This window comes from Paracoccus indicus (assembly GCF_003056335.1).
Taxonomy (GTDB): Bacteria; Pseudomonadota; Alphaproteobacteria; order Rhodobacterales; family Rhodobacteraceae; genus Paracoccus; species Paracoccus indicus.
Map to the genome: position 1 here is coordinate 359421 of NZ_PYWA01000002.1, position 23877 is coordinate 383297.

At 62.3% G+C, this 23877-nt stretch carries 20 protein-coding genes and 1 tRNA gene; 16 read left to right on the top strand and 5 right to left on the bottom strand.

Features of this window, described 5'->3' with window-relative positions:
- Nucleotides 1-49 precede the first annotated feature (49 nt).
- From DDE75_RS04700 to DDE75_RS04715, 4 genes are all read left to right on the top strand, one after another.
- Nucleotides 50-2227: a TRAP transporter permease gene (locus tag DDE75_RS04700; RefSeq protein WP_108501210.1), complete on the top strand. Its 2178-nt coding sequence runs from the start codon at nt 50-52 to the stop codon at nt 2225-2227.
- 294 nt (nt 2228-2521) lie between these two features.
- On the top strand, nt 2522-6040 hold the full coding sequence (locus tag DDE75_RS04705; RefSeq protein ID WP_245894622.1) for a class I SAM-dependent DNA methyltransferase: 3519 nt from the start codon (nt 2522-2524) through the stop codon (nt 6038-6040).
- 1468 nt (nt 6041-7508) lie between these two features.
- Nucleotides 7509-7682, top strand: a complete 174-nt coding sequence (locus DDE75_RS17210; RefSeq protein ID WP_162798897.1) for a hypothetical protein — start codon at nt 7509-7511, stop codon at nt 7680-7682.
- Between the two features lie 634 nt (nt 7683-8316).
- The gene (locus DDE75_RS04715) at nt 8317-8865 is read left to right on the top strand and encodes a recombinase family protein (RefSeq protein ID WP_108501355.1); all 549 of its coding nucleotides are present in this window, start codon (nt 8317-8319) and stop codon (nt 8863-8865) included.
- Nucleotides 8866-8947: 82 nt separating this feature from the next.
- On the opposite strand, the gene DDE75_RS04720 is transcribed toward DDE75_RS04715, so the two are convergent.
- The 3 genes from DDE75_RS04720 to DDE75_RS04730 form a co-directional block, all read right to left on the bottom strand.
- Nucleotides 8948-9766: a site-specific integrase gene (locus tag DDE75_RS04720; RefSeq protein WP_245894623.1), complete on the bottom strand. Its 819-nt coding sequence runs from the start codon at nt 9764-9766 to the stop codon at nt 8948-8950.
- A 231-nt stretch (nt 9767-9997) separates the two neighbouring features.
- Complete coding sequence (locus DDE75_RS04725) at nt 9998-10471, bottom strand: DUF6538 domain-containing protein (RefSeq protein ID WP_162798898.1); 474 nt, start codon at nt 10469-10471, stop codon at nt 9998-10000.
- 79 nt (nt 10472-10550) lie between these two features.
- Nucleotides 10551-10625: transfer RNA gene (locus tag DDE75_RS04730), tRNA-Thr, on the bottom strand.
- Nucleotides 10626-10763: 138 nt separating this feature from the next.
- Between DDE75_RS04730 and DDE75_RS04735 the strand changes: the two genes are divergently transcribed.
- From DDE75_RS04735 to DDE75_RS04760, 6 genes are read left to right on the top strand one after another with little or no spacing between them, the layout of a single operon-like run.
- Nucleotides 10764-10943 (top strand): hypothetical protein, encoded by a 180-nt coding sequence (locus DDE75_RS04735; RefSeq protein ID WP_108501214.1) that lies wholly within the window; start codon nt 10764-10766, stop codon nt 10941-10943.
- Nucleotides 10943-12214 (top strand): UDP-N-acetylglucosamine 1-carboxyvinyltransferase, encoded by a 1272-nt coding sequence (murA, locus tag DDE75_RS04740; protein WP_108501215.1) that lies wholly within the window; start codon nt 10943-10945, stop codon nt 12212-12214. The genes DDE75_RS04735 and murA overlap by 1 nt, the downstream gene beginning before the upstream one ends.
- Before the next feature lie 2 nt (nt 12215-12216).
- Nucleotides 12217-12693, top strand: coding sequence for a DUF2948 family protein (locus tag DDE75_RS04745; RefSeq protein ID WP_108501216.1), 477 nt, complete (start codon nt 12217-12219; stop codon nt 12691-12693).
- Between the two features lie 41 nt (nt 12694-12734).
- Nucleotides 12735-14048, top strand: a complete 1314-nt coding sequence (hisD, locus tag DDE75_RS04750) for a histidinol dehydrogenase (RefSeq protein ID WP_108501217.1) — start codon at nt 12735-12737, stop codon at nt 14046-14048.
- Nucleotides 14045-14524 (top strand): UPF0262 family protein, encoded by a 480-nt coding sequence (locus DDE75_RS04755; RefSeq protein WP_108501218.1) that lies wholly within the window; start codon nt 14045-14047, stop codon nt 14522-14524. Before hisD ends, DDE75_RS04755 begins: the two co-directional genes overlap by 4 nt.
- Before the next feature lie 4 nt (nt 14525-14528).
- Entirely contained in the window at nt 14529-14990 is a 462-nt protein-coding gene (locus DDE75_RS04760; RefSeq protein WP_108501219.1) for an arsenate-mycothiol transferase ArsC, read from the top strand.
- Here the strand turns inward: DDE75_RS04760 and DDE75_RS04765 are convergent.
- Entirely contained in the window at nt 14987-15214 is a 228-nt protein-coding gene (locus DDE75_RS04765; protein ID WP_108501220.1) for a DUF1127 domain-containing protein, read from the bottom strand. The two genes, DDE75_RS04760 and DDE75_RS04765, sit on opposite strands and share 4 nt — an antisense overlap.
- A gap of 149 nt (nt 15215-15363) precedes the next feature.
- On the opposite strand from DDE75_RS04765, the gene DDE75_RS04770 reads away from it, so the two are divergent.
- A complete protein-coding gene (locus DDE75_RS04770; RefSeq protein ID WP_108501221.1) occupies nt 15364-16227 on the top strand; it encodes a LysR family transcriptional regulator in 864 nt (287 codons plus the stop codon).
- 44 nt (nt 16228-16271) lie between these two features.
- Here the strand turns inward: DDE75_RS04770 and edd are convergent, their stop codons facing one another.
- Nucleotides 16272-18074 carry a phosphogluconate dehydratase gene (gene edd, locus DDE75_RS04775; protein WP_108501222.1) on the bottom strand — a complete coding sequence of 601 codons (1803 nt, stop codon included), beginning with the start codon at nt 18072-18074 and terminating at the stop codon, nt 16272-16274.
- Between the two features lie 180 nt (nt 18075-18254).
- On the opposite strand from edd, the gene DDE75_RS04780 reads away from it, so the two are divergent.
- Genes DDE75_RS04780 through pgi form a run of 5 tightly spaced genes read left to right on the top strand, consistent with a single transcriptional unit; the run spans nt 18255 to nt 23800 of the window.
- A complete protein-coding gene (locus DDE75_RS04780) occupies nt 18255-19448 on the top strand; it encodes an RSP_2647 family RNA methyltransferase (protein WP_108501223.1) in 1194 nt (397 codons plus the stop codon).
- Nucleotides 19448-19987, top strand: coding sequence for an RSP_2648 family PIN domain-containing protein (locus tag DDE75_RS04785; protein WP_108501224.1), 540 nt, complete (start codon nt 19448-19450; stop codon nt 19985-19987). Before DDE75_RS04780 ends, DDE75_RS04785 begins: the two co-directional genes overlap by 1 nt.
- A 60-nt stretch (nt 19988-20047) precedes the next feature.
- Nucleotides 20048-21499: a glucose-6-phosphate dehydrogenase gene (gene zwf / locus DDE75_RS04790; RefSeq protein WP_108501356.1), complete on the top strand. Its 1452-nt coding sequence runs from the start codon at nt 20048-20050 to the stop codon at nt 21497-21499.
- Nucleotides 21500-21501: 2 nt separating this feature from the next.
- Nucleotides 21502-22173: a 6-phosphogluconolactonase gene (gene pgl, locus DDE75_RS04795; protein ID WP_170310925.1), complete on the top strand. Its 672-nt coding sequence runs from the start codon at nt 21502-21504 to the stop codon at nt 22171-22173.
- 16 nt (nt 22174-22189) lie between these two features.
- Nucleotides 22190-23800 (top strand): glucose-6-phosphate isomerase, encoded by a 1611-nt coding sequence (pgi, locus tag DDE75_RS04800; protein WP_108501357.1) that lies wholly within the window; start codon nt 22190-22192, stop codon nt 23798-23800.
- The last annotated feature ends 77 nt before the right edge of the window (nt 23801-23877 follow it).

The following is a 23877-nucleotide window of genomic DNA, read 5'->3' on the forward strand; positions in this document are numbered from 1 at the left end:
GACTGACCACGCGGTTCGCATCCCCGGCTTGCCCCGACCGAGGTTTCCCATGTCCGCAACTGATGCCCATGCGGCACAGAACGGCCCTGTCATCGCGCAAGGCGTCGATGACGAGCCGATGGCCCCCAATCAACGCGACGCCCGCGCCCGGGCGGGCCTGATCATCGCCATCCTCTGCGCCGCCTATACCGTCTTTCACCTGACCGTCATGGTGGTCTATCCGCTCGAGACTTGGGCATACCGCATGATCCATGTTTGCGGCGGCTTGGTCATCGGGTTCCTGACCTATTCCGCCCTGACCCAGACCGACGAAACCGCCCCTGATATCAAGCGCGGCCCCGCCGAGCTTGCGCTGCTGGGCGTCGGTGCGCTTGGCATCGGCTATGGTTTCGTCATCATCGCCTATGCCTGGCTGGCGTGGTGGCTGGCCGGCGTCGCCCGCCCACCGTCCTTCGGTTTCGCGACTTACGGCCTGCCGCTGGCGATCGGCACGGTCGCGGCCATCGTCGCGGGTTGGCGCTTTTCGTCGCGCGACCGCAGCCGCATCTATGCGGGCGACCTGCTGCTGTGCGTCGCCTCGGTCGCGGTGCTGGGCTATATCCTGTTCGTCGTCGGCGCACTGAGGATGCGGGCGGGCACGGGCATGGCGCAGCCGGGCGATCTCTGGGCTGCGGTCACGGGCGTGTTGCTGATCCTGGAACTGACGCGCCGCCTGACCGGTCTGGCGCTGGTCGCCATCGTCGGCGTCTTCATCGCCTACAGCTTCCTTGGGCCGTGGCTACCCGGCTTCCTGAACCATCGCGGCTATACGGCCACGCGGTTCTTCACCTATATCTTTACCGACCAAGGCGTGCTGGGCGACCCTATCGCCGTCAGCTCGACCTATATCATCCTTTTCATCGTCTTTGCGGCCTTCCTGCAGGCGTCGAAGGTCGGTGATTACTTCGTGAACTTCGCCTTTGCCTGCGCGGGTCAGGCGCGCGGTGGTCCGGCCAAGGTCGCGGTCTTCGCATCTGGCCTGATGGGCATGATCAACGGCACCTCGGCGGGGAACGTCGTGTCGACCGGATCACTGACCATCCCGCTGATGAAGAAGGTCGGCTATTCGCCCAAATCATCCGCCGCGATCGAGGCGACGGCCTCCTCGGGCGGGCAGATCCTGCCGCCGATCATGGGCGCGGGCGCCTTCATCATGGCCGAGGTCACGGGCATCCCCTATACCGACATCGTCATCGCCGCGATCATCCCGGCGCTGCTCTATTTCGTGTCCGTCTATTTCATGGTCGATCTTCAGGCGCTGAAGCTGGACATGAAGGGCCTGCCGCGGTCCGAGCTGCCGAAATTCGGCGACCTGATCAAACAGGTCTATCTGTTCCTGCCGATCATCATCTTGATCTATACCCTCTTCGCGGGCTATTCCGTGATCCGCGCCGGTGCCATGGGCATGGCGGCCGCCGCGATGGTCAGCTGGCTGACGCCCCACAAGATGGGGCCGCGCCAGATCTTCAAGGCGCTGGATATGGGTGCCAAGATGTCGATCCAGATGGTCGCCGTCTGTGCCGCCGCAGGTGTCATCGTGGGTGTTATCGCACTGACCGGGGTGGGGGCGCGCTTTTCGGCGCTGCTGCTGACGATCGCGGACCAGAACCAACTGCTGGCGATGTTCTTTGCCATGTGCATCTCGATCATCCTGGGGATGGGCATGCCCACGACGGCGGCCTATGCGGTGGCGGCTGCGGTCGTGGCGCCGGGCCTGATCCAGCTGGGCGTTCCGGTCCTGGTCGCGCATTTCTTCGTGTTCTACTATGCCGTCATGTCGGCCATCACGCCGCCCGTCGCGCTGGCCGCCTATGCGGGTGCGGGGCTTGCGGGGTCGGACCCGATGAAGACCTCGGTCGAGGCGTTCAAGCTGGGCCTTGCCGCCTTCATCGTCCCCTTCATGTTCTTCGGCTCGCACGAGCTGCTGATGCAGGGCGAGACGCTGGACATCGTCCATGCCACCTTGACCGCGCTGCTGGGCATGTTCCTCTTGTCGGCGGGCGTCATCGGCTACTTCTTCGGCCATGCCGCCGGATGGATGCGAATCGTGCTGATCATTGCAGCCCTGTCGATGATCTCGGTCGGTTGGATCAGCGATGTGGTCGGACTGGCCGTCGCCGTCGCATTGTTCCTTTGGCAACGAAAGATGGTGACGCCACCCGCCTTGGCCAAGGGCCGCGCGGACTGAGCCAAGCGGAAACGGGTCGGGAAACCGGCCCGTTTTCACATCCGGACATGAAAAAAGCCGCGGATATCCGCAGCTTGTGTCGCATCAGTTCTTCAAGGGAAAACTGGTGCTGTGAGAGAGGATTGAACTCGGCAGTCTGTTGCAAATATCCTTTGTTTTTAGCTATTTAAGTTTGCGGTGTCAAAGGCGTGTATCCCACCAGTGTAACCCTCACTCGAACATCAGACATTACCCCAGCGCCTTCGCTATAGCTTATGATCCCATGCTCTTTTGCAGTTGGCCCCACTCATTCAAATGGGCAATGATGAGATCATTGGATTGGGGAGCATTGGGTTGTCTATCAAGGAATTTACAGAGCGCTGGAAAGCATCTGGGGGTAGTGAGCGGGCGAATTTTCAGCAGTTCGCAATTGAGTTAACCCAGCTTTTGAACGTCCCAGCGCCCAAACCGGCAACAGCAGACTCGCAGAACGACGATTACCGCTTCGAGCGGCCCGTTACATTTATTCACACTGGGGCACAGTCGCGCGGTTTCATCGACCTCTACAGGCGCGGGTGCTTTGTTATGGAGGCGAAGCAGGGCACCGGCCAATCTACCCAGACCGACGAAGACCAACTGTCCCTCATATCCGACCTGCCCAAGATACAGCGTCAGGGGCACGGAGTGAGGGGGTCAAGGCGGTGGGATGACACAATGCTGCGGGCCAAGAACCAAGCCGACGGCTATGCCCGCGCCGTTGCTCGAAGCGATGGCTGGCCCCCATTCTTGATCATTGCGGACGTAGGCCATGTGCTGGAAGTCTACGCTGATTTCAGCGGCCAAGGCCAAGGCTATACCCAGTTCCCTGACGGTGCCCGCTATCGCATAACGCTGGACGACCTGAACGACCCTAAGACAGTTGAACGCCTCAGGGCGATCTGGACCGATCCCCATTCACTGGACCCCGCCAAAATCAGTGCCGAAGTTACACGCGGTGTCGCCAACCAACTTGCAGCACTTGGCCGTTCATTTGAGGGGCAGGGGCACCGGCCAGAGGACGTGGCGCGTTTCCTGATGCGCTGTCTGTTCACGATGTTCGCAGAAGACGTGCATCTGATCCCACCGGATTCCTTCAAAGACCTGCTGATCAAGCTCCGGGGGCATCCGGAACACGCAGCACCAGCCCTGCAAAGTTTGTGGGAGACGATGAATACGGGCGGCTTCTCTCCCACCCTGACATGCGACTTGAAGCGGTTTAACGGGGGGCTATTCAAGAACGCTTCCGCATTGCCACTTTCCGAGGTCCAGCTGTCTCTGTTGATCACGGCTGCACAGCATGACTGGAAAGAGGTTGAGCCTGCGATATTCGGCACTCTGCTGGAACGCGCCCTGTCGCCCAAAGATCGGCACAAGCTGGGCGCACATTACACGCCCCGTGCTTACGTCGAACGGCTAGTTAAGCCGACCGTCATCGAACCCTTGCGGGCCGATTGGATGGCCGTTCAGGGGGCCGCTCTGACGCTGGTGAACCAAGGCAAGGACAAAGAGGCCTTGGCCGAGGTTGAGGCTTTCCACCGCCGCCTGTGCGAAATCCGTGTGCTGGACCCTGCCTGCGGGTCGGGCAACTTCCTTTACGTCGCGCTTGAACTGATGAAACGCCTGGAGGGAGAGGTCACGGCACTGATGGCCGATTTGGGGCAGGATCAGGTCGCGCTGTCACTGGCGGGCCATACGGTGGACCCCCATCAGTTCTTGGGAATCGAGTTGAACCCTTGGGCCGCTGCGGTGGCGGAACTGGTGCTGTGGATCGGATACCTGCAATGGCACTTCCGCACCCACGGCAAGGCCAGCCCCGCCGAACCCGTCTTGCGCGACTTCAAGAACATCGAAAACCGGGACGCAGTGCTGACGTGGGAGGCGATGACACCCCGGTTGGACGAAGCAGGCCAGCCCGTCACCCGCTGGGACGGCGAGACGATGATCACCAGCCACATCACCGGCCAGCCTATACCCGACCCGGATGCACGGGTGCGTGTCCCTGACTATTCAAACCCGAAATCTGCTAAGTGGCCCGAGGCTGATTTCATCGTCGGCAACCCGCCTTTCATCGGGGCCAGCCGGATGCGGGACGCACTTGGCGATGGCTATGCAGAGGCGCTGTGGAAGGCCTACCCCAAGATGCCCCATAGCGCCGACTTCGTCATGTTCTGGTGGGAAAAGGCCGCTCTTGCGACCCGCGCCTACAGGTCTGCGACCGACAAGGCGAAGGCCAAGGGCTGCCGCCGCATGGGCTTCATCACAACCAACTCTCTGCGTCAGACCTTTAACCGCCGTGTGCTGGAACCGCACCTGAACGACCGCAAGACGCCGCTGTCGCTGCTGTTCGCCGTGCCGGATCATCCGTGGGTGGATGCTGGGGATGGCGCGGCTGTGCGGATCGCAATGACGGTGGCAGGGCCGGCGAGTGAGCCGGGGCGGTTGTTGACGATCATCAATGAGACAAGAGGTGAGCAGGAAGCAGAGGGCCGCCAAGTCTCGTTTTCGATTGAGAAGGGCAAAGTGTTTGCCAATTTGCGATTGGGTGCGGATGTTGCGGGAGCGGTGCCTTTAAAAGCGAATGAAGGTCTAGCTCATATGGGCGTGAAGCTACATGGTACTGGGTTCTTAGTGTCGAACGAACAAGCCAAAACGCTTGCATTAGACGCGCCGGAGAAACTAGACGACCACCTCAAGCGCTTTTTCAACGGACGGGATTTGGCCCAAAGTTCGCGAGGGGTATTCGTAATCGACTTGTTTGGGTTAAGTTTGCAAGACGCGCAGGCCCACTTTCCACAGTTAGTCCAACACCTAATGGATCATGTGAAACCTGACCGCGCTGCAAAGGCTGGAAATTCCAAAGATGCTGCAAAGTACGCTGAAGAATGGTGGTTGTTCGGTAAGACCCGCCCGGAACTCAGGACTGCAGTTGCAAAACTTCGCAGGCATATTGGCACTACTCGAACCGCCAAGCATCGCATCTTTCAGATGCTCCCAGATGATTGCCTTACCGAAAGCGAGATCATCAATATCACAGTCGATGACCAATCAATTATGGCGACTTTGTCTTCGCGATACCACATCACATGGTCTCTTGCTGCTGGCGGAACTTTAGAAGATCGACCACGCTATAACCATTCCGTTTGTTTCTTGCCCTTCCCCTTCCCGACACCCACGGATGCCCAGACCGCCACTCTCCGCAGCCTAGGCGAACAACTCGACGCGCATCGCAAGGACCGGCTGGCGGCGCATCCCAAGCTGACCCTGACCGGCCTCTACAATTTGCTGGAAAAAGTCCGGGCCGGGACGAAGATCGAAGGGAAGGATAAGGAGGTCTATGACCAAGGCCTCGTTGGCATCCTTCGTGATCTTCACGACCGCATCGACGTAGCCGTGGCAGAGGCCTATGGCTGGCCTGCGGACCTGTCCGACGACGACATCCTTCACCGCCTTGTGGACCTGAACCGGGAACGGGCCGCTGAGGAGGCGACAGGCCTGATCCGCTGGCTGCGCCCGGACTATCAGAACCCCGATGGCAAGGCAGTCGCGACAAAGGCAGGCCAAGGCGCAATGGACCTTGGGATCGCTGCTGCGACCACTAAGACGCCGTGGCCGAAGACCTTGCCCGACCAATTGTCTGCCGTTCAGCGCAAGCTGGGTGAGCTTGGCATCGCGACCCCGGAACAGATCGCCCGCCAGTTCGCCAGAGGCCGTGCCACGACCGTGCAGCCCCTGCTTGAAAGCCTGACCGCGCTGGGACAAGCTCGCATGTTCGAAGATGGCAGGTTCGCCGCCTAGGAATGCTGGGTCAGGCGGCTGGTCAAATCCCCGCAAGGGTGGCCACCGCCTTGGCATTCCCAGTCATCATCCGTGATCGTATCTGCCTCTTGGATTCACGGGTGTTTCGCCTGCTTGAATGGTGGCTCGCATACGTCGTCTTGCGAATTAACGCCCCCCATTGCAAGGAGCCGAACACCCCAGCGTTCACCCGCCGAGGTGACAGAGGACCAAACGGGTCGCCGATGATCCTGAAGCACCATGCCTTGGCTTCCTGGCATCACGGTGGCGGGGGCCGCTGAAGGCTACTGCCTCTAGCACAATCTTCATCACTCAACTCAGCAATCCAGAAACCAACCGTTGGCCAAGTCGCCAGCGGTTTTTCATCTTTATCCCTCAAGAAAGGACGTGACCTATTCCGAAATCGTCACAATCCCCCTCCGAATGCCCAAGATGTAGCATCACTTTCATCAAGAAACGCAGCAACCAGCGTTACTGTGGGAAGGCTTGTCAGGCAGCGGCAAGTAGGAATTCTAACCGTGGCAGTCGCAAGTATGAGGCACGACAGCGAAACCGATACCATTACAATCGCGCCAAATGGCTGTGCTACGACCTGCACAGGATGGCGCCAACGGCTCAGATGCAATTTCTCGGTCAACTCATCCTAGCAGCAAGAGATTTTGATGCACATCTGAGAAATATATTCACAGCCCCAAAGCTCTTAGGGGCTAGCCGAACCTCAAGCATTGGCAAGTGTGGTTCTGCGGACAAGGATCTGGCGATCTACAATATTTCCAAACTGGCACATTCATATTGCAAAGCACGGTGGGGCTTCGATGTGAAGAGGGCCATCAAGGCCGATGTGCCACTGCCTGACAACCCTCAGCCCACATATGTTGCAGGAACTAGGATGGCGATCCCACCACCGCCCGCCATGCCTCAGGGTTGGGATTATCGTCAATTGCTTGGTGCAAAGTGGCAGGCCAACGAGACCCGATAGAGCAAAACTGCAATCCACCCTCCGCACATATATGGTAAAAGCTAAAGGGAAAGCTACAGGGGCACATTGGTTCTTACTTGAAGTGCCATAGCTTCTAACCTGCCTCCCTGCCTCCCTGCCTCCCTGCCTCCCTGCCTCCCTGCCTCCCCGTCTTACCCACCCTCCAACTTGGACCGGAACGGTGCAGGCTAATCGAGGAGATGTATGAAGCGCGAACTCTCTCCCTTCCATACATCTTGCCTCGTGTCCTCCGGACTACAAAGACCCTGAACGGGAATGGAAACCGTAGGCCTGTTGCGAAGCAGGATCAGAGCCATGCAGCACACGATCAATGTGGATCATATGCGGCCCAAGGCGATGCCTCAGATCTTCCGTAGCGGAATTAAGACCCCCCATTGCAATAGCCGAAACAAATTCCCCTCCCGTCTTGTCGATCTGCGACGCGATGGGGGTGGGGTATTCATGATAAACCTAGAAGGATAGCGACCCATGAAAATAGACGAGAACCAAGTTTGCCAAACGGCCCTTCATATTCTGAAAGAAAGACTGGATCGTCTTTCGCGCGAAAAAGTGCAGGCCGAAAAGGCTTTGCTGCGACTGCGGGGCTTGATGAAAAAGGTGAAGGAGCTGGAAGATGAAAGGAACAAAGCCATAGGCATATAGGTCCGCCGCGTTCACTAGCGGTATTACAGAGCATACAGACTGGTTTTGGGTCGCATATTTGAAAGCCCTATCGCTATAGCGGCTGGGCGCAATTTACCCCCACCACCGGTCTGCATCCGATGAATGGCCTGTAATCTCACGCAAGCTTGGGGTCTGCTTCGCTTCCTTGCTCCGCATCGCCCAGCGTCGGATGGCTGTTTTGTGGACAGGGTGGGGATGGTTGCTATCCAAGTTGCATCAATCTTTGAAACGAGAACCCAAAGGTCAAGCTGACAGCCCCCGCGCCCGATGCCGCAACGTCGTCCTCTATTCTTCGGCGATCAGGCGGAGCTCATATGATTGCCGCTATCGGGTCGGCGATACAGTTTTCTATGCGGGATGAGACAACTATAGGGCTTCGGCTATCGCTTGGGATAGCTACAGATACTGTCTGCTATTAGCACGAACACGACAAGCGGTTGCCTTACTTGACAATCAGGGGTGTGGCGATGCGTCGAAGTAATCTGGGCTGTGTCCGATAGGGGTATATTCTAAACGAACAGTTCAATCGGACGCTTTACTTGTCTCAATAGGGTTGACTTGAGGGTTTTCGGACATGATGTTTTCAAGGTCTAAACCCAAAAAGGACAGTTTGATGAAGACCTATGGCTATGCCCGCGTATCGACCACTGACCAAGATTTGACGATCCAACGTGACGCACTGATGGCAGCCGGGTGCGAGGTGATCCGCGAAGAGAAGCGCAGCGGAACCAAGATGGAAGGGCGCGACGAATTGCAAACCTTGCTGGAGTTCATGCGAGATGGCGACACACTGGTCGTCACCCGCCTTGATCGCCTTGCCCGGTCGATGGACGACCTAACCACGATCATTCGCCAGCTACAGGACAGAGGTGTCACACTTCGTGCGACCGAACAGCCTGTCGATACGGGCAGTGCCGCGGGGAAGGCATTCTTCCAGATGCTTGGGGTCTTCGCAGAGTTCGAAACCAATCTCCGAAAAGAACGGCAAATGGAAGGGATCGCCAAAGCCAAAGCAAAAGGTATCTATACCGGACGGAAGCCATCAATTGATGGGGACAAGATCAGAGCACTACAAGCAGAGGGCGTTGGACCTGCCCAGATTACCAAACGCTTGGGTATCGCGCGGTCCAGTGTTTACCGGTGCCTGTCTGGAACAGCTTGATTGCAGGCCTCCTATACACCGACCAGGAGGGCGCATTGCGCAGCCCTGCGTGTCATTGAATTTGTCTTATCGTGGTGGCGCTTCAGACCTGAATGTGCGGAAGCTTTTGGATTTCGCGCCACAACGCCCTGATTGAAGTGTCGCCATATTCGGATGACGCCCGTCCATCCTCGTAACCTTGGATTTCATCAAGATATTCAATACCGATGCCGACGTCCCGTCCCAACGTATTGAAGCGATGCCTCCATCCATGATTGGGCTGCACGTTGCCTTTGACACCTACATCATTTCTGACCCACTGGCCGACCTTCCCGCCAGCAGCTTGCGCACGTTCAACAGGATCAGCCGCTTTGCCACGATGCGGGGCGGTGGAATAGAACACAGGCCCGGGTTTCAGGGATTGGAATAGGTCGGGAAGCCCCATCTCTATCAGTTGAGGGTGTATCGGCACGACACGGTAAGAGCCGGATTTCACCGACCCAGCGTCTGGAGTGATGCGCAAACAGGGAATGCCTAACGTCACGATGAGGTCTTCTGCCCGCATCTGCATTACTTCTGTGATCCTTGCGCCTGTGAACGCGCAAATCCAAGGCCCCCAGCGAATGGCCCGCTTATTCAAATCCGAACGTCGGCCAAGGGTCGATGGATCAGCCAGCGCGGCCTTAAGAATTGCCTGCGCTTCCGCATCCGTGAAACCTTTGGACCGCGTTCTGAGGGCTTTGCTGTATGGTTCTTTCACGTCGGCAGCCGGGTTCACTGACAGCTTCTGCTTTTCCACAGCAATGCGGAAGATCACCTTGACCGCAGCAAGGTATTTCTGGCTGACAGTGCGCCCCGATAGCCCCTGTTCGTGCCTGAGATGGCTGCACCAATCTGCGATATTGATCGGCCCAACGCGCAACGCGTCGTCATGCCCAAGATATGTAATCAGCGATTCAACCTTGTGCCGGAAGTCCGATGCGGTTCGGGGTGATTTACCATCAGAAAGGTGGTCGCGCTCCCACGCCCTGAATAGATCGCTGATGCTTACAGCCGCGTTGTTGGTAGCCTCTGGACGTTCCCACTCTGGAAACCTGTTCGCGGCAGGATCAGGGCTATAGTTGCCATCTGCTCGTTTCTTTTGTTGAGCCGCTCACTGAACCGCCGTGCGGTGTATTTCACCGATCAAGCGATCATAGCTTGCAGAGTCAGCGTTCAGACCCTTTTCGGCAAGCAGACGGTCGGCTGTGCCACCATACCAATTGCGTAGAGTATCGGACGAGTAGGCGACGCGGTCATGTAATTTTTCCATCGTCATCCAGAAGGACGGCTCGCCCGGTTCATCCTCCAGCATCGCCATGTAGTCGCGGTATTCTTCGCCTGCGATAGCTACAAGCTGCTTATGGGGAATTGCCTGTGGGCCTGTGCGGGCTGCCTGCCACTGCATTCGGAGCGCCTCCAACTCAACAGGGAAGCGTTCCTTGGCAACCTTTGGGTCCTTGGTCCCAAGCGTTTTCTTGACGTGGGATTTGCCAAGCTGCGCCACCAGATCGGACGGAACTCTGGCGTTCAAATAGTAGACGCCGGTTTTCGGGTGCTTCGTGGGTCTGGGCATTCCAAGGGCCATGTTGACCACCTCTGTATACCACCGAGGGGTCATCAAGTCTCTGATTTAACACAAGTTATTCAAAATATTGGAGAATAACTGGTGCTGTGAGAGAGGATTGAACTCTCGACCTCACCCTTACCAAGGGTGTGCTCTACCACTGAGCTACCACAGCATCGTTGGAGGGGCGTTTAACCAATGCCCCAAGTGGCTGCAAGAGCATTTTCGAATTTTTTCCAGATTTTGCCGATTGCCCCCCGCTAGGCTTTGCGTTTGCTGGACTGCGACGCTGGCGGGCGCTAACAGATGAACCATGACGGATCGACGCAAAGACAAATCTGCCCCGGAAAGCCGCGATGATCGCCTGCGACAGGCGTTGCGCGCGAATCTGGCGCGCCGCAAGGCGCAGGCGAGGGCGCGTGCGGACGATTCGGAACCCGATAACAAGGCCGCCATTGAAACGGCCGACAAGACAGGCAAGGACGACAGCTGATGGATCAGATCATCGTGGAGGGCAACGGCCCGCTCAAGGGCGAAATCCCGATCGCGGGTGCCAAGAACGCCTGCCTGACGCTGATGCCCGCGACGCTGCTGACCGATCAGCCGCTGACGCTGACCAATGCGCCGCGACTGTCGGATATCCGCACCATGACCGCGCTGCTGCAAAGCCTGGGCGCCGAGGTGGCCAGCCTGCAGGACGGGCAGGTGCTGGCGCTGTCCAGCCACGACATGACCAGCCATCGCGCCGAATACGACATCGTGCGCAAGATGCGTGCCTCGATTCTGGTGCTGGGTCCGATGCTGGCGCGTGATGGCGTGGCCGAGGTGTCGCTGCCCGGTGGCTGTGCCATCGGTGCGCGGCCCGTGGACTTGCATCTGCGCGCGCTGGAGGCGTTTGGCGCGACGCTGGATCTGCGCGACGGCTATGTCCATGCCAAGGCACCGGCGGGCGGTCTGAAGGGCGCGGTCTTCGAATTCCCCATCGTCTCGGTCGGGGCGACGGAAAACGCGCTGCTGGCGGCGACCCTGGCGCGCGGCACCACGGTGCTGAAGAACGCCGCCCGCGAACCCGAGATCGTCGATCTGGCGCAATGCCTGCGTCGCATGGGCGCCCAGATCGAGGGCGAGGGCACCGGCACCATCACCATTCAGGGCGTCCAGTCCCTGCACGGCGCGACCCATCCCGTCGTCACCGACCGGATCGAGCTTGGCACCTATATGCTGGCCCCGGCGATGTGCGGCGGAGAGGTCGAACTGCTGGGCGGCCGCATCGACCTGCTGTCAGCCTTCTGCGAGAAACTGAACGAGGCCGGCGTCGATGTCGAGGAAACGCAGCGCGGATTAAAGGTCAGCCGCCGGAACGGCCGCCTGAAGGCCGTCAACGTCACGACCGAACCCTTCCCCGGTTTCCCGACCGACCTGCAGGCCCAGTTCATGGCGATGATGTGCACCGCCGAGGGCACCAGCGTGCTGGAGGAGACCATCTTCGAGAACCGCTTCATGCATGCCCCCGAACTGACCCGCATGGGCGCCCAGATCGAGGTTCACGGCGGACATGCCACCGTCACGGGCGTGGAAAAGCTGCGCGGTGCACCGGTGATGGCGACGGACCTGCGCGCCTCGGTCAGCCTGATTCTGGCGGGGATGGCGGCAGAGGGACAGACCACCGTCAGCCGCGTCTATCACCTGGATCGCGGCTATGAACACGTCGTGCGCAAGCTGCGCGGCGTCGGTGCCCATATCGAACGCGTCAAGGAGGAGTGATCATGGCCGAGGATGCCCGTTTCAGCGATGCCGACCCCCGTCCCCTGACCATCAGGGCCGAGGATGAGGTCGATCTGCGCATCCTCTCGTCGCTGGCGCAGGATGCGATCCTGCCCGCGACCCAGATCAGCCACGACCCCAAGGCACGCCGCCTGGCGCTGCTGCTGAACCGCTTCCGGTGGGAGGACGCCGATGCCGCCCGGACCGAGGGACGCGATTTCGAACGCGTCCAGTCGCTGCTGGTCGTCAACGACGTCATGCGTCTGGTCAGCGACGGCGTGGACCGCGATGCGGACACGGTCCTGTCGCTGCTGGCGCTGCGCTGGACGCCGGGCGATGACGGCACGGGCCGCCTGTCGCTGGATTTCGCAGGCGACGGCACCATCGTCGCCGAGGTCGAATGCATCAACCTGGACCTGCGGGACGTGACGCGACCCTATCGCGCCGTCTCGGGGAAGGCGCCCAGTCACCCCGAGTGACGGGCCGAAGGAAAGCCGCAAGGCTGCAAGGAACGAAGAACATGCCGGTCACGCTGAACATCACGGATGCCGATTTCGAACAGGGCTTCCAGCGAATGCTGAACGCCAAGCGAGAGGACTCGGTCGACGTCAACACCACCGTCGCCAATATCATCGCCGATGTGCGCCATCGCGGCGATGCGGCGCTTTGCGAGCTGACCGCGCGCTTCGACCGGCTGGAGCTGACGCCCGAAACCCTGCGCTTCACCGCAGCCGAGGTCGAGGAGCAGGTGGCCAAGGTCTCGCCTGAGGATCGCGCCGCGCTGGCCTTGGCCGCCGAGCGCATCCGCGCCTATCACGCCCGCCAGATGCCCGAGGACGCCAGCTGGACCGACCCCGAAGGCGCGACTCTGGGCTGGCGGTGGTCGGCGGTATCGGCGGCGGGGCTTTACGTGCCGGGCGGGCAGGCGGCCTATCCCTCCAGCGTGCTGATGAACGCGATCCCGGCGCGGGTGGCTGGGGTGGAACGTCTGGTCATCTGCGTGCCGACGCCGGACGGGGTGATCAACCCGCTGGTCCTGCTGGCGGCGCAGCTGTCCGGCGTCGACGAGATCTATCGCATTGGGGGAGCGCAGGCGGTGGCGGCGATGGCCTATGGCACCGACACGATGGCGCCCGTGGACAAGATCACCGGCCCCGGCAACGCTTTCGTCGCCGCTGCCAAGCGTCAGGTCTTTGGCCGCGTCGGCATCGACATGATCGCCGGCCCCTCGGAGGTTCTGGTCATCGCAGATGGCGAACAGAACCCCGAATGGCTGGCTTGGGACCTGCTGGCGCAGGCCGAACATGACGCCGATGCGCAATCCATCCTGATCACCACCGATCCCGCCATGGCCCGCGACGTTGCCGCCGAGGTTGAACGCATCATCCCGACGCTGGACCGCGCCGCCATCGCGGGGGCCAGCTGGCGCGATTACGGCACGCTGATCGTGGTCGAGGATCTGGATCAGGCCGCGCGCCTTTCGAACCGCATTGCCCCCGAGCACCTGGAACTTTGCGTGGTCGACCCCGAGGCGCTGGCCGCGAAATGCATCCACGCCGGTGCAATCTTCCTCGGCGCGCATACCCCCGAAGCCGTCGGCGATTACGTCAGCGGGCCGAATCACGTGCTACCCACGGCGCGTTCGGCTCGGTTCAGTTCCGGGCTGTCGGTCATGGATTTCCTGAAGCGTACCACCATGGCGCGGCTGACACCGGGGGCACTGGCCGCCATCGGCCCCGCCGCCGTGCGTCTGGCCGCATCCGAGGGCTTGCAGGCGCATGGCGCTTCGGTTCAGGCTCGGTTGGGGACGCTGAACGAAAGGCCACGCGAATGAGCCGCATCACCCGGATCGAGATCGACGACAGCGCCATTGCGCCCGCCACCCCGGAAATGGAGCAGGAGCGCCGCGTCGCGATCTTCGACCTGATCGAGGACAACAGTTTCGCGGTGCCCGGACGGGATGGCGCCGATGCGCCCGAAGGCCCCTTCGTGCTGGAACTCTGCATTCGCGAGGGCAGGCTGGTCTTCGACGTGGAAACCGAGACCGCCGAGAAGGTTGCCGAATTCCACCTGTCGCTTGGCCCCTTCCGGCAGGTGGTCAAGGATTACTTCCAGATCTGCCAAAGCTATTTCGACGCGGTGAAACGCTTGCCCCCCGCGCAGATCGAGGCGATCGACATGGCCCGGCGCGGCATCCACAACGAGGGCGCGCGCACCCTTCAGGAACGGCTGGAGGGCAAGGCCACGCTGGACATCGACACGGCCCGGCGCCTGTTCACCCTGATCTGCGCCCTGATCCCGCAAAGCTGAGATCATGGCGCAGAACACGTTTCCCTCGTCGGTTCTGTTCTGCTGCGACCATAATGCCATCCGGTCGCCCATGGCCGAGGGCATGATGAAGAAGTTCTATGGTCATGCCGCCTATGTCCAATCCGCGGGCGTCAAGAACGACATGGATGTGGACGGTTTCGCTATCGCCGTCTGCGACGAGGTGGGCATCCCGCTGGCCAATCACCGCAGCCGCAGCTTCGACGAGATGCAGGATTGGGGCGACGACCTGGGCCAGTTCGACCTGATCATCGCCCTGTCGCCCGCCAGCCAGCGCATGGCGCTGGAAATGACGCGCCACGCCCATCTGGATATCGAATACTGGCCCATCATGGACCCGACCGGCCTGGCCGAGGGGCGCGAGGCCAAGCTGGCCGCCTATCGCCAGACCCGCGACCAGATCGAGAAGCGGATGCTGGAACGTTTCGGCCCCAGGCTGACGGACTAGCGCCGCCCCTTCCATCCGGCGGGGATGTCCCATGCCGCGCGGGCCAGCTCCTGTTCTACCTGGGCACGCGTCACCCCGATATCCTGCAATTGGGCATCCGTCAGCCGCGCCAGATCGATGCGCGTGCGCCGGACGTCGAAGATAGTCAGCAACCGCTCCAGCCAGTGGGTGCGGGGGATGATGCCATGGCCGGTGACGACGCGGACGAGGGATGTGGACGACATGCTTCAACTCCGTTGATCGAATGCATCAGATTTGGTGATGGATCGGGAATTTCCGATCTTGGTTATTGATCAATAGCTGCGGTTTTCCTATTCGAGAAACGAATGGTTTTGATGGGTCCCATCACGGATCGTGAAAGGTTGGCTTGGGCATGCGAAATCTGGACATTGCGACGTTGCGCTCGCTTCAGGCGGTCGCCGAATACGGCACCGTCACGCGGGCGGCCGAATCGCTGAACATGACGCAGAGCGCGCTCTCGATGCAGATGAAGCGGCTGGAGGATCTGTTCGGGCGGCCCATGCTGACCAAGGCGGGGCGCGGTGTCGTGCTGTCGGATCTGGCGCTGGATCTGCTGGGTGAAAGCCGCAAGCTGGTGGCGCTGAACGATGCGATCCTCTCGCGCTTCACGGGCGTGCAGCCTGCGACGCGGCTGCGGGTCGGGCTGACGACCGACTGGCTGTTTACCAAGGTGGCACAGACGGTGCGGGCCTTCCGGCAGGACCAGCCGCGGGTCGAACTGGTGATGAACCACGCCCGCAGCAAGGATCTGCGGGTGCAGATGAAGCGTGGCGAACATGACGTGATCCTGACGACGGAATTCGACGCGCCACCGGGGGCGATCCATCTGGCCAAGGTCGATCTGGCCTGGTTCGGGGCCGTCGGGGGCGAGGCATGGCGCCAGCGTCCGCTGCCCGTCGCCGACAGCGCCCATTGCGCATACCACCCCGTCGGGATGGCAGCGCTGGATCAGGCGGGGATCGAGTGGTTGCAGGTTGCCAGCGATGGCGGAAGCGAGACCTGGCGCGTCTTGGCGGCGGCGGACCTGGGTGTGACGCTGCTGCCGCGCGGCATCACTCAGCCGGGACTGGAAGTGGTGGACCATGGCGGGACGCTGCCGCCGTTGCCGCCGACATGGCTGAACGTCTACGTGGCAGATGGTCCGGCCCGCCATGTCGCCGCCGATTTCGCAGGCTATCTGCGGCGCGTGGTCTGCGAGGTTGCAGCGGCAGCTTAAGGGTTATCCCCCCGCAGGCACCCTGCGGAGGGAAAGAGTGTTCATCAGACGACGACGCCTGCGCCTTCGGTTGCGGGACCGGCAACGGCGCGGAAGGCTGCGAACATCTCGCGGCCCAGGCCTTCGCTGCTGTCCGAATTGTCGAAGGCAACCGGTTCGCGGCTTTCAAAATCGGGCGCCAGGCATTCCAGCCGTCCCGATGCCGCATCCAGCCGCACCAGGTCACCATCCTGCACGCGCGCCAGCGGCCCACCCATCGCCGCCTCGGGCGAGACGTGGATGGCTGCGGGTACCTTGCCCGAGGCACCCGACATGCGCCCGTCGGTGACCAGCGCCACTTTCAGACCCCGATCCTGCAGCACCGCCAGCGTCGGCGTCAGCGAGTGCAGCTCCGGCATGCCGTTGGCGCGCGGGCCCTGGAAACGGACGATGACGATGGTGTCCTCGGTGAACTCTCCGGCGCGGAAGGCGGTCTTGACCGATTCCTGGTCGGAGAAGACGCGGGCCTTTGCCTCGATCACGTGACGCTCGGGGGCGACGGCGCTGATCTTGATGACACCGCGACCCAGGTTGCCCTCCAGCTGCTTCAACCCGCCGGTCTTGGCGAAGGGGTCCGAGGCGGAGCGCAGGATGCGGTCGTTCAGCGTGTCCTTGGCGCCGGCTTCCCAACGCACGCGGCCATCGTCCAGCTTGGGTTCGGCGGTATAGCCGTCCAGCCCCGTCCCATTGATCGTCTTGACGTCGGGATGCAGCAGGCCCGATTCCAGCAGCTGACCGATCATGTAGCCAAGACCGCCGGCTGCGTGGAAATGGTTCACGTCGGCCAGCCCGTTGGGATAGACGCGCGCCATCAGCGGCACGTTTTCCGAGAGGTCGTGGAAATCCTCGATATCCAGCAGCACGCCTGCAGCACGCGCCATGGCGGGCAGGTGCAGGACCAAGTTGGTCGAACCGCCCGTGGCCATCAGGCCCACCATGCCGTTCACGAAGGCGCGCTCGTCCAGAACCTGACCGGCGGGCAGATAATCGTTGCCAAGGTTGGTGATGGCGGCGGCGCGTTCGACGGCAGCGACGGTCAGCGCCTCGCGCAGGGGGGTGTTGGGGTTCACGAAGCTGGAACCGGGCAGGTGCAGGCCCATGAACTCCATCAGCATCTGGTTGGTGTTCGCGGTGCCATAGAAGGTGCAGGTGCCTGCGCTGTGATAGCTGGCCATCTCGGCCTTCATCAGCTCATCCCGACCGATCTCGCCGGTGGCGAATTGCTGGCGAACCTTGGATTTCTCGTCGTTGGGCAGACCCGAGGGCATGGGACCCGCCGGTACGAAGACGGCCGGGATATGACCAAAGGTCGCCGCCGCGATGATCAGGCCCGGCACGATCTTGTCGCAGACGCCCAGATACATCGCCGAATCAAAGCAGTCGTGCGACAGCGCCACGCCCGCCGCCAAGGCGATCACATCGCGCGAAAACAGCGACAGCTCCATCCCCGGGCGGCCTTGGGTCACGCCGTCGCACATCGCGGGCACGCCGCCCGCGACCTGCACCGTCGCACCCGCCGCGCGTCCCGCCTGGCGGATCCGTTCGGGGTAGTGCTCGAAGGGCTGATGCGCCGACAGCATGTCGTTATAGGCCGAGACGATGCCGATGTTCGGTTTGCGCGTCGTTGCCATGTCCTCCTTGTCGGACATGGCGGCATAAGCATGGGCCTGGTTGCCGCAGGACAGGTGGGCGCGGGCCGGACCTTCCTGGGCGGCGCGGGCGATCTTTGCCAGATAGGCCGTGCGGGATTTCAGCGAACGTTCGCGGATGCGGTCTGTCACCCGGTCGATGGTGGCGTGAAGGGTCATGGCGGGCCTCCTGTTCATTTGCGGCGACTATAATCCGTTAGCGTTAACGGTTCAACCGCTGCCTGTGCAGATCGTGCCCCCTGTGCCGCAAATTCGCGCGATTTCGCCGGATCGGCGGGCCGGGGCGGCTTGTGCGACGGGTGGTCCCGTGTCAGATCACCCGCGAAAGGATTTTTTCCAATGAATGATCTGCCCGTCCTGCGCCTGCGTCCGAAATCGAAACCCCAGGCCATCCGCCACGGTTTCCCATGGGTCTTTGCCGATGAGGCCGTGCTGGACCGCCGCACCAAGGCCCTGCCTGCGGGCGGTTTCGCCGTGCTGGAAGATGCCGAGCGTCGTCCCCTTGCGCTGGTGACGGTGAACCCCGTGTCCAAGATCATCGGGCGGGTCATGGATCTGGATGTCGATACCCAGATCGACGGGGCATGGCTGCGCGCCAAGCTGTCCCGCGCGCTGGAGATGCGCGAGCGGCTTTACGACCAGCCCTTCTATCGCCTGGTCCATGCCGAGGCCGACGGCCTGCCGGGCCTGATCATCGACCGTTTCGGCGATGCCGCCGTGATCCAGCCTAATGCCGCTTGGTCCGACAACATGGCCAATGAGATCGCCGACGCCTTGATCGAGGTCGCGGGCATCAAGACCGTCATCGCCAATGGCCAAGGCCGTGCGCGCGGTCTGGAAGGTCTGGCCGAGCGTATGGACGTGCTGCGGGGCGATGCGCCCGAGGCGCCCGTGCAGGTCTCGATGAACGGTGCGATCTATCTGGCCGACATGATGGGCGGTCAGAAGACCGGTCTGTTCTATGACCAGCGCCCGAACCACGCCTTCGCACAGCGCCTGTCCAAGGGCGCGACCGTGCTGGACGTCTTCAGCCATGTGGGCGGCTTCGGCCTTGCGGCTCTGGCAGCCGGCGCAACCCATGCGACCGCCGTCGACGGCAGCGCGCCCGCGCTGAAGCTGGCGCAGGGTGGGGCCGAGGCGATGGGTGCCGCCGACCGCTTCGAGACCATGCAGTCGGACGCTTTCAAGGCGCTGGAAACGCTGGCCGAACAGGGCCGTCAATTCGATGTCGTCATCTGCGACCCGCCCGCCTTCGCACCATCGAAATCGGCGCTGGACGCGGGCCTGCGGGCCTATGAGCGCGTGGCCAAGCTGGCCGCGCCGCTGGTCGCGCCGGGCGGTTATCTGGGCCTCTGCAGCTGCTCGCATGCCGCCGATCTGACGGCCTTCCGCAACTCCAGCGCGCGGGGCATCGGGCGCGGCGGTCGTCGCGGCGTGCTGATCCATACGGGGCAGGCCGGTCCCGACCATCCGACGCTGCCGCAGCTGGCGGAAACGGGCTACCTCAAGTCGCTGTTCTTCCGGCTGGATTGATGCGCGCCGTTTTGGACACCAATGTCCTGTTCCCCACCATCCTGCGCGAGATCCTCTGCGATCTGGCGCAGGAGGGGCGGTTCACGGCATTGTGGTCCGAACGTATCCTCGAGGAATGGCGCCGTGCCGCCCTGCGGATCGGCCCCGATGCGGGCGCCGTTGCCGGGGCCGAGATCGCCATGCTGCGTCTGCGCTTTCCGGATGCAATCCTGCCCGATGACGGGCAGGCGGTCATCGACCTGAATTTCCCCGACCCCGCCGATCGCCATGTCGCCGAGGCTGCGCTGGCAGGGCAGGCGTCGCTGATCGTCACGGCGAACCTGCGCGATTTTCCCCAAGGCCTGATGGCAGGGCTGGGCCTGCGGGCCATCCACCCCGATGCCTTCCTGCTGGACCTGTTCCGCGAAGATCCCGCATCGGTCACTCGCATCGTTCGCGCCGCCTGCGACAAGGCCGTCGCGATGGGGGGTGACATGACCCCCGTGCAGATGTTGAAACGAGGCAAGCTGCCGCGACTTGCCAAGGCAGTGGGCGGTTGAACGCCGTTGCCGTTATCGCTAACAAGAGTTATGGCGGAAGCCACCCATAAGGAGGACAGCATGGTCTCGCGTGTCATTCCGGTCGAAGACTTCGACCTCGTGATCTTTGGCGCCACGGGCGACCTGGCGCATCGCAAGATTTTGCCGGGGCTTTTCCGGCGCTTCAGGGCGGGCCAGTTCCCGGCCACCAGCCGCATCATCGGGGCTGCTCGGACCGAACAGGACGACGATGCCTTCCGCGCCGAGGCCTCAAAGGCCATCTGCGAATTCGCCAAGGTCGCACAGGACGATCCGCAGCTGACGCAGTTCCTTGAGCTGCTGGGCTATGTCCCCATCGACGCGCGCGGCGAAGGCGGCTGGAAGGAGCTGAAGTCGCGGATGCGCAAGGGTGCCGTCCATGCCTTCTATTTCTCGGTCGCGCCGGCGCTGTTCGGCGACATCGCGGAACGGCTGGCCGGTCACGGCATCGCCGATGACGACAGCCGCATCGTGGTGGAAAAACCCTTCGGCCGCGATCTGGCCTCGGCCCGGGCACTGAACGACACGTTGGCCCAGCATTTCCACGAACAGCAGATCTATCGGATCGACCATTATCTGGGCAAGGAAACCGTCCAGAACCTGATGGCCGTCCGCTTTGCAAATATCCTGTTCGAGCCGCTGTGGAACGCCCAGTTCATCGACCACGTCCAGATCACGGTCGCCGAAACCGTCGGCGTCGCCGGGCGCGGCAGCTATTACGACAAGTCCGGCGCGATCCGCGACATGGTGCAGAACCACATGATGCAACTTCTGTGCCTGATCGCGATGGAGCCGCCCTATCACTTCGACCCCGATGCCGTGCGGGACGAGAAACTGAAGGTCATCCGCGCGCTGGAGCCTGTCGAACCCGCCGATATCGTGCGCGGTCAGTATCAGGGCGAAGAGGGGGCCACCGGCTATCTGGAAGATGCCGAGGATCCGGATTCGCGCACCGAAAGCTATGTCGCGATGAAGGTGCGCATCTCGAACTGGCGCTGGCAGGGCACGCCCTTCTACCTGCGCACCGGCAAGAAGCTGCGCTCGCGCACCAGCGAAATCGCGATCACCTTCAAGGAGCCGCCGCATTCGATCTTCGACGACAGCGGCACGCCCAAGGCGAACGAGCTGGTCATCCGCCTTCAGCCGAACGAGGGCATGAACATGAAGGTGATGATCAAGGAGCCCGGTCCCGGCGGCATGCGCCTGGTCCAGGTGCCGCTGGACATGTCATTCGCCGATGCCCTGGGGCCGGAAGGCGCCGACATGCCCGACGCCTATGAACGCCTGATCATGGATGTGATCCGTGGCAACCAGACCCTGTTCATGCGTGGAGACGAGGTCGAGGCTGCCTGGGCCTGGACCGATCCGATCATCAATGCCTGGGAAGACAGCAAACGCAAGCCCGAGCCCTACGACGCCGGTTCCTCGGGCCCCGAGGAGGCGCTGCGCCTGATGCACCGCGACAACCGCCGCTGGAGGGAGATCCGCTCATGACCATGCAGTTCAAGGAATATCCCGATCGGGAAATGCTGGCCCTGTCGCTGGCCGATCAGCTGTCGTCGCAGCTGACGCAGCATTTGCGCGGGCACGATGGCGCGACGCTCTGCGTGCCGGGTGGAACCTCGCCCGCGCCGGTCTTCGAGACGCTTTCGGGCGCCGATCTCGACTGGGGCCGTGTGACCGTGGTTCTGGGCGACGAACGGTGGGTGGACGGCGATCACAAGCGGTCGAACAGCCGCCTGCTGCGCCGTCACCTGCTGAAGGACAAGGCGGCCGCGGCGGATTACATCGACCTCTATACGGGCGATGCCGCGCCCGACATGGCGACCGAGGGGCTGGCGCAGCGCCTGCAGCCGCATCTGCCGCTGACCGTGGCGCTGCTGGGCATGGGCAACGACATGCATACCGCCAGCCTCTTCCCCGGTGCCGATCACCTCGAGGCGGCGATGGCCGCCGATGCACCCCCCGTCATGGCGATCCGCGCCGATGGCGCCGAAGAGCCGCGCATCACCCTGACCCGCCCGATCCTGGCCGATGCGATTAACATCCACGTGCTGATCATGGGCCCCGAAAAGCGCGAGGCGCTGGAACGCGCGCAGAAGCTTTCGCCGATCGAGGCGCCGATCCGCGCCTTCCTCGATGCCGCCACCGTCCATTGGGCCGAATGAACTAAGGATGAGCATGATGTCCGACAACTGGACCCTTCTGAATTCCCACCGCCGGTCGCAGGGCGATCTGCGCATCGAGGCGCTGTTCGCCGAGGATACCGATCGCGCGACGGCCTTCAGCACCAGCGCCGACGGTCTGGTCTTCGACTGGTCCAAGACCAGCATCGACGCCAAGGCCCGCGACCTGCTGCTGGACCTGGCCCGCGACGCCGCCGTCGAGGACCGCCGCGAGGCGATGTTCACCGGTCAGCGCATCAACGAAACTGAAGACCGCGCCGTGCTGCATACCGCGCTGCGCAACCTCTCGGGCAGCGTGACGGTGGACGGACAGGACGTGATGCCCGCCGTGCGCGACACCCACGCCCGCATGACCGCGTTTTCGCGTGACGTCCGGTCCGGGGCCTTCACGGGGCAGGGCGGCAAGATCACCGATGTCGTCAACATCGGCATCGGCGGGTCCGACCTTGGGCCCTATATGGCAGTGCTGGCGCTGGCACCCTATCACGACGGGCCGCGCACGCATTTCGTCAGCAACGTCGATGGCGCCGATATCGCCGACACGCTGAAGGGGCTGGACCCGACGACGACGCTGGTGATCGTCGCATCCAAAACCTTCACCACCATCGAGACAATGACCAACGCCAAGACCGCCCGCGACTGGATGGCGGCATCGGTCGATGAACCGGGCGCGCAATTCGTGGCCCTGTCGACCGCCGCCGCCAAGGCCGCCGATTTCGGCATCTCGGCCGAGCGTGTCTTCGGGTTCGAGGATTGGGTCGGCGGGCGCTATTCCGTTTGGGGTCCGATCGGCCTGTCGCTGATGCTGGCGATCGGCGACGAGGGCTTCGATCAGTTCCTGGCGGGCGGCGCGGCCATGGACGCCCATTTCCGCAAGGCACCGCTGGCGGAAAACCTGCCGGTGATGCTGGCGCTGACGGGCATCTGGAACCATCAGGTCTGCGGCTATCCGACCCGCGCGGTGCTGCCCTATGACAACCGCCTGCTGCGTCTGCCCGCCTATCTGCAGCAGCTCGAGATGGAATCGAACGGCAAGCGCGTCGCCATGGACGGCAGCGATCTGGAGGTCGTTTCGGGGCCCGTGGTCTGGGGCGAACCCGGCACCAACGGCCAGCACGCCTTCTATCAGCTGATCCACCAAGGCACGACGCCGGTCCCCTGCGAGTTCATTCTGGCGGCCAAGGGCCATGAACCCGACCTTGCGCATCACCACATCCTGCTGGCCGCGAACTGCCTTGCGCAGTCCGAGGCGCTGATGCGCGGCCGCAGCCTGGACGAGGCGCGCGCCCTGATGGAAGCCAAGGGGCTGGAAGGGGCCGAATTGGAACGCCAGGCACGTCACCGCGTCTTCCCCGGCAACCGCCCCTCGACGACGCTGCTGGTCGAAAAGCTGACGCCCTATGTGCTGGGCCAGATCGTGGCGCTTTACGAACATCGCGTCTTTGTCGAAGGCGTCATTCTGGGCATCAACAGCTTCGACCAATGGGGCGTGGAACTGGGCAAGGAACTGGCGCTGAAGGTGGAACCCCTGCTGAAGGGGCAGGACGCGCCGGGGCATGATCCCTCGACGCTCAAGCTTGCCTCGCTGATCGTGGCCGCGCGCGGCTGACGGTCGGCGCAACAAGTTGACGGCTTTTCCTTTGCCGTCCGAACAGCTAGGGTCGGCCCCGCAAAAACAGGGGGCCG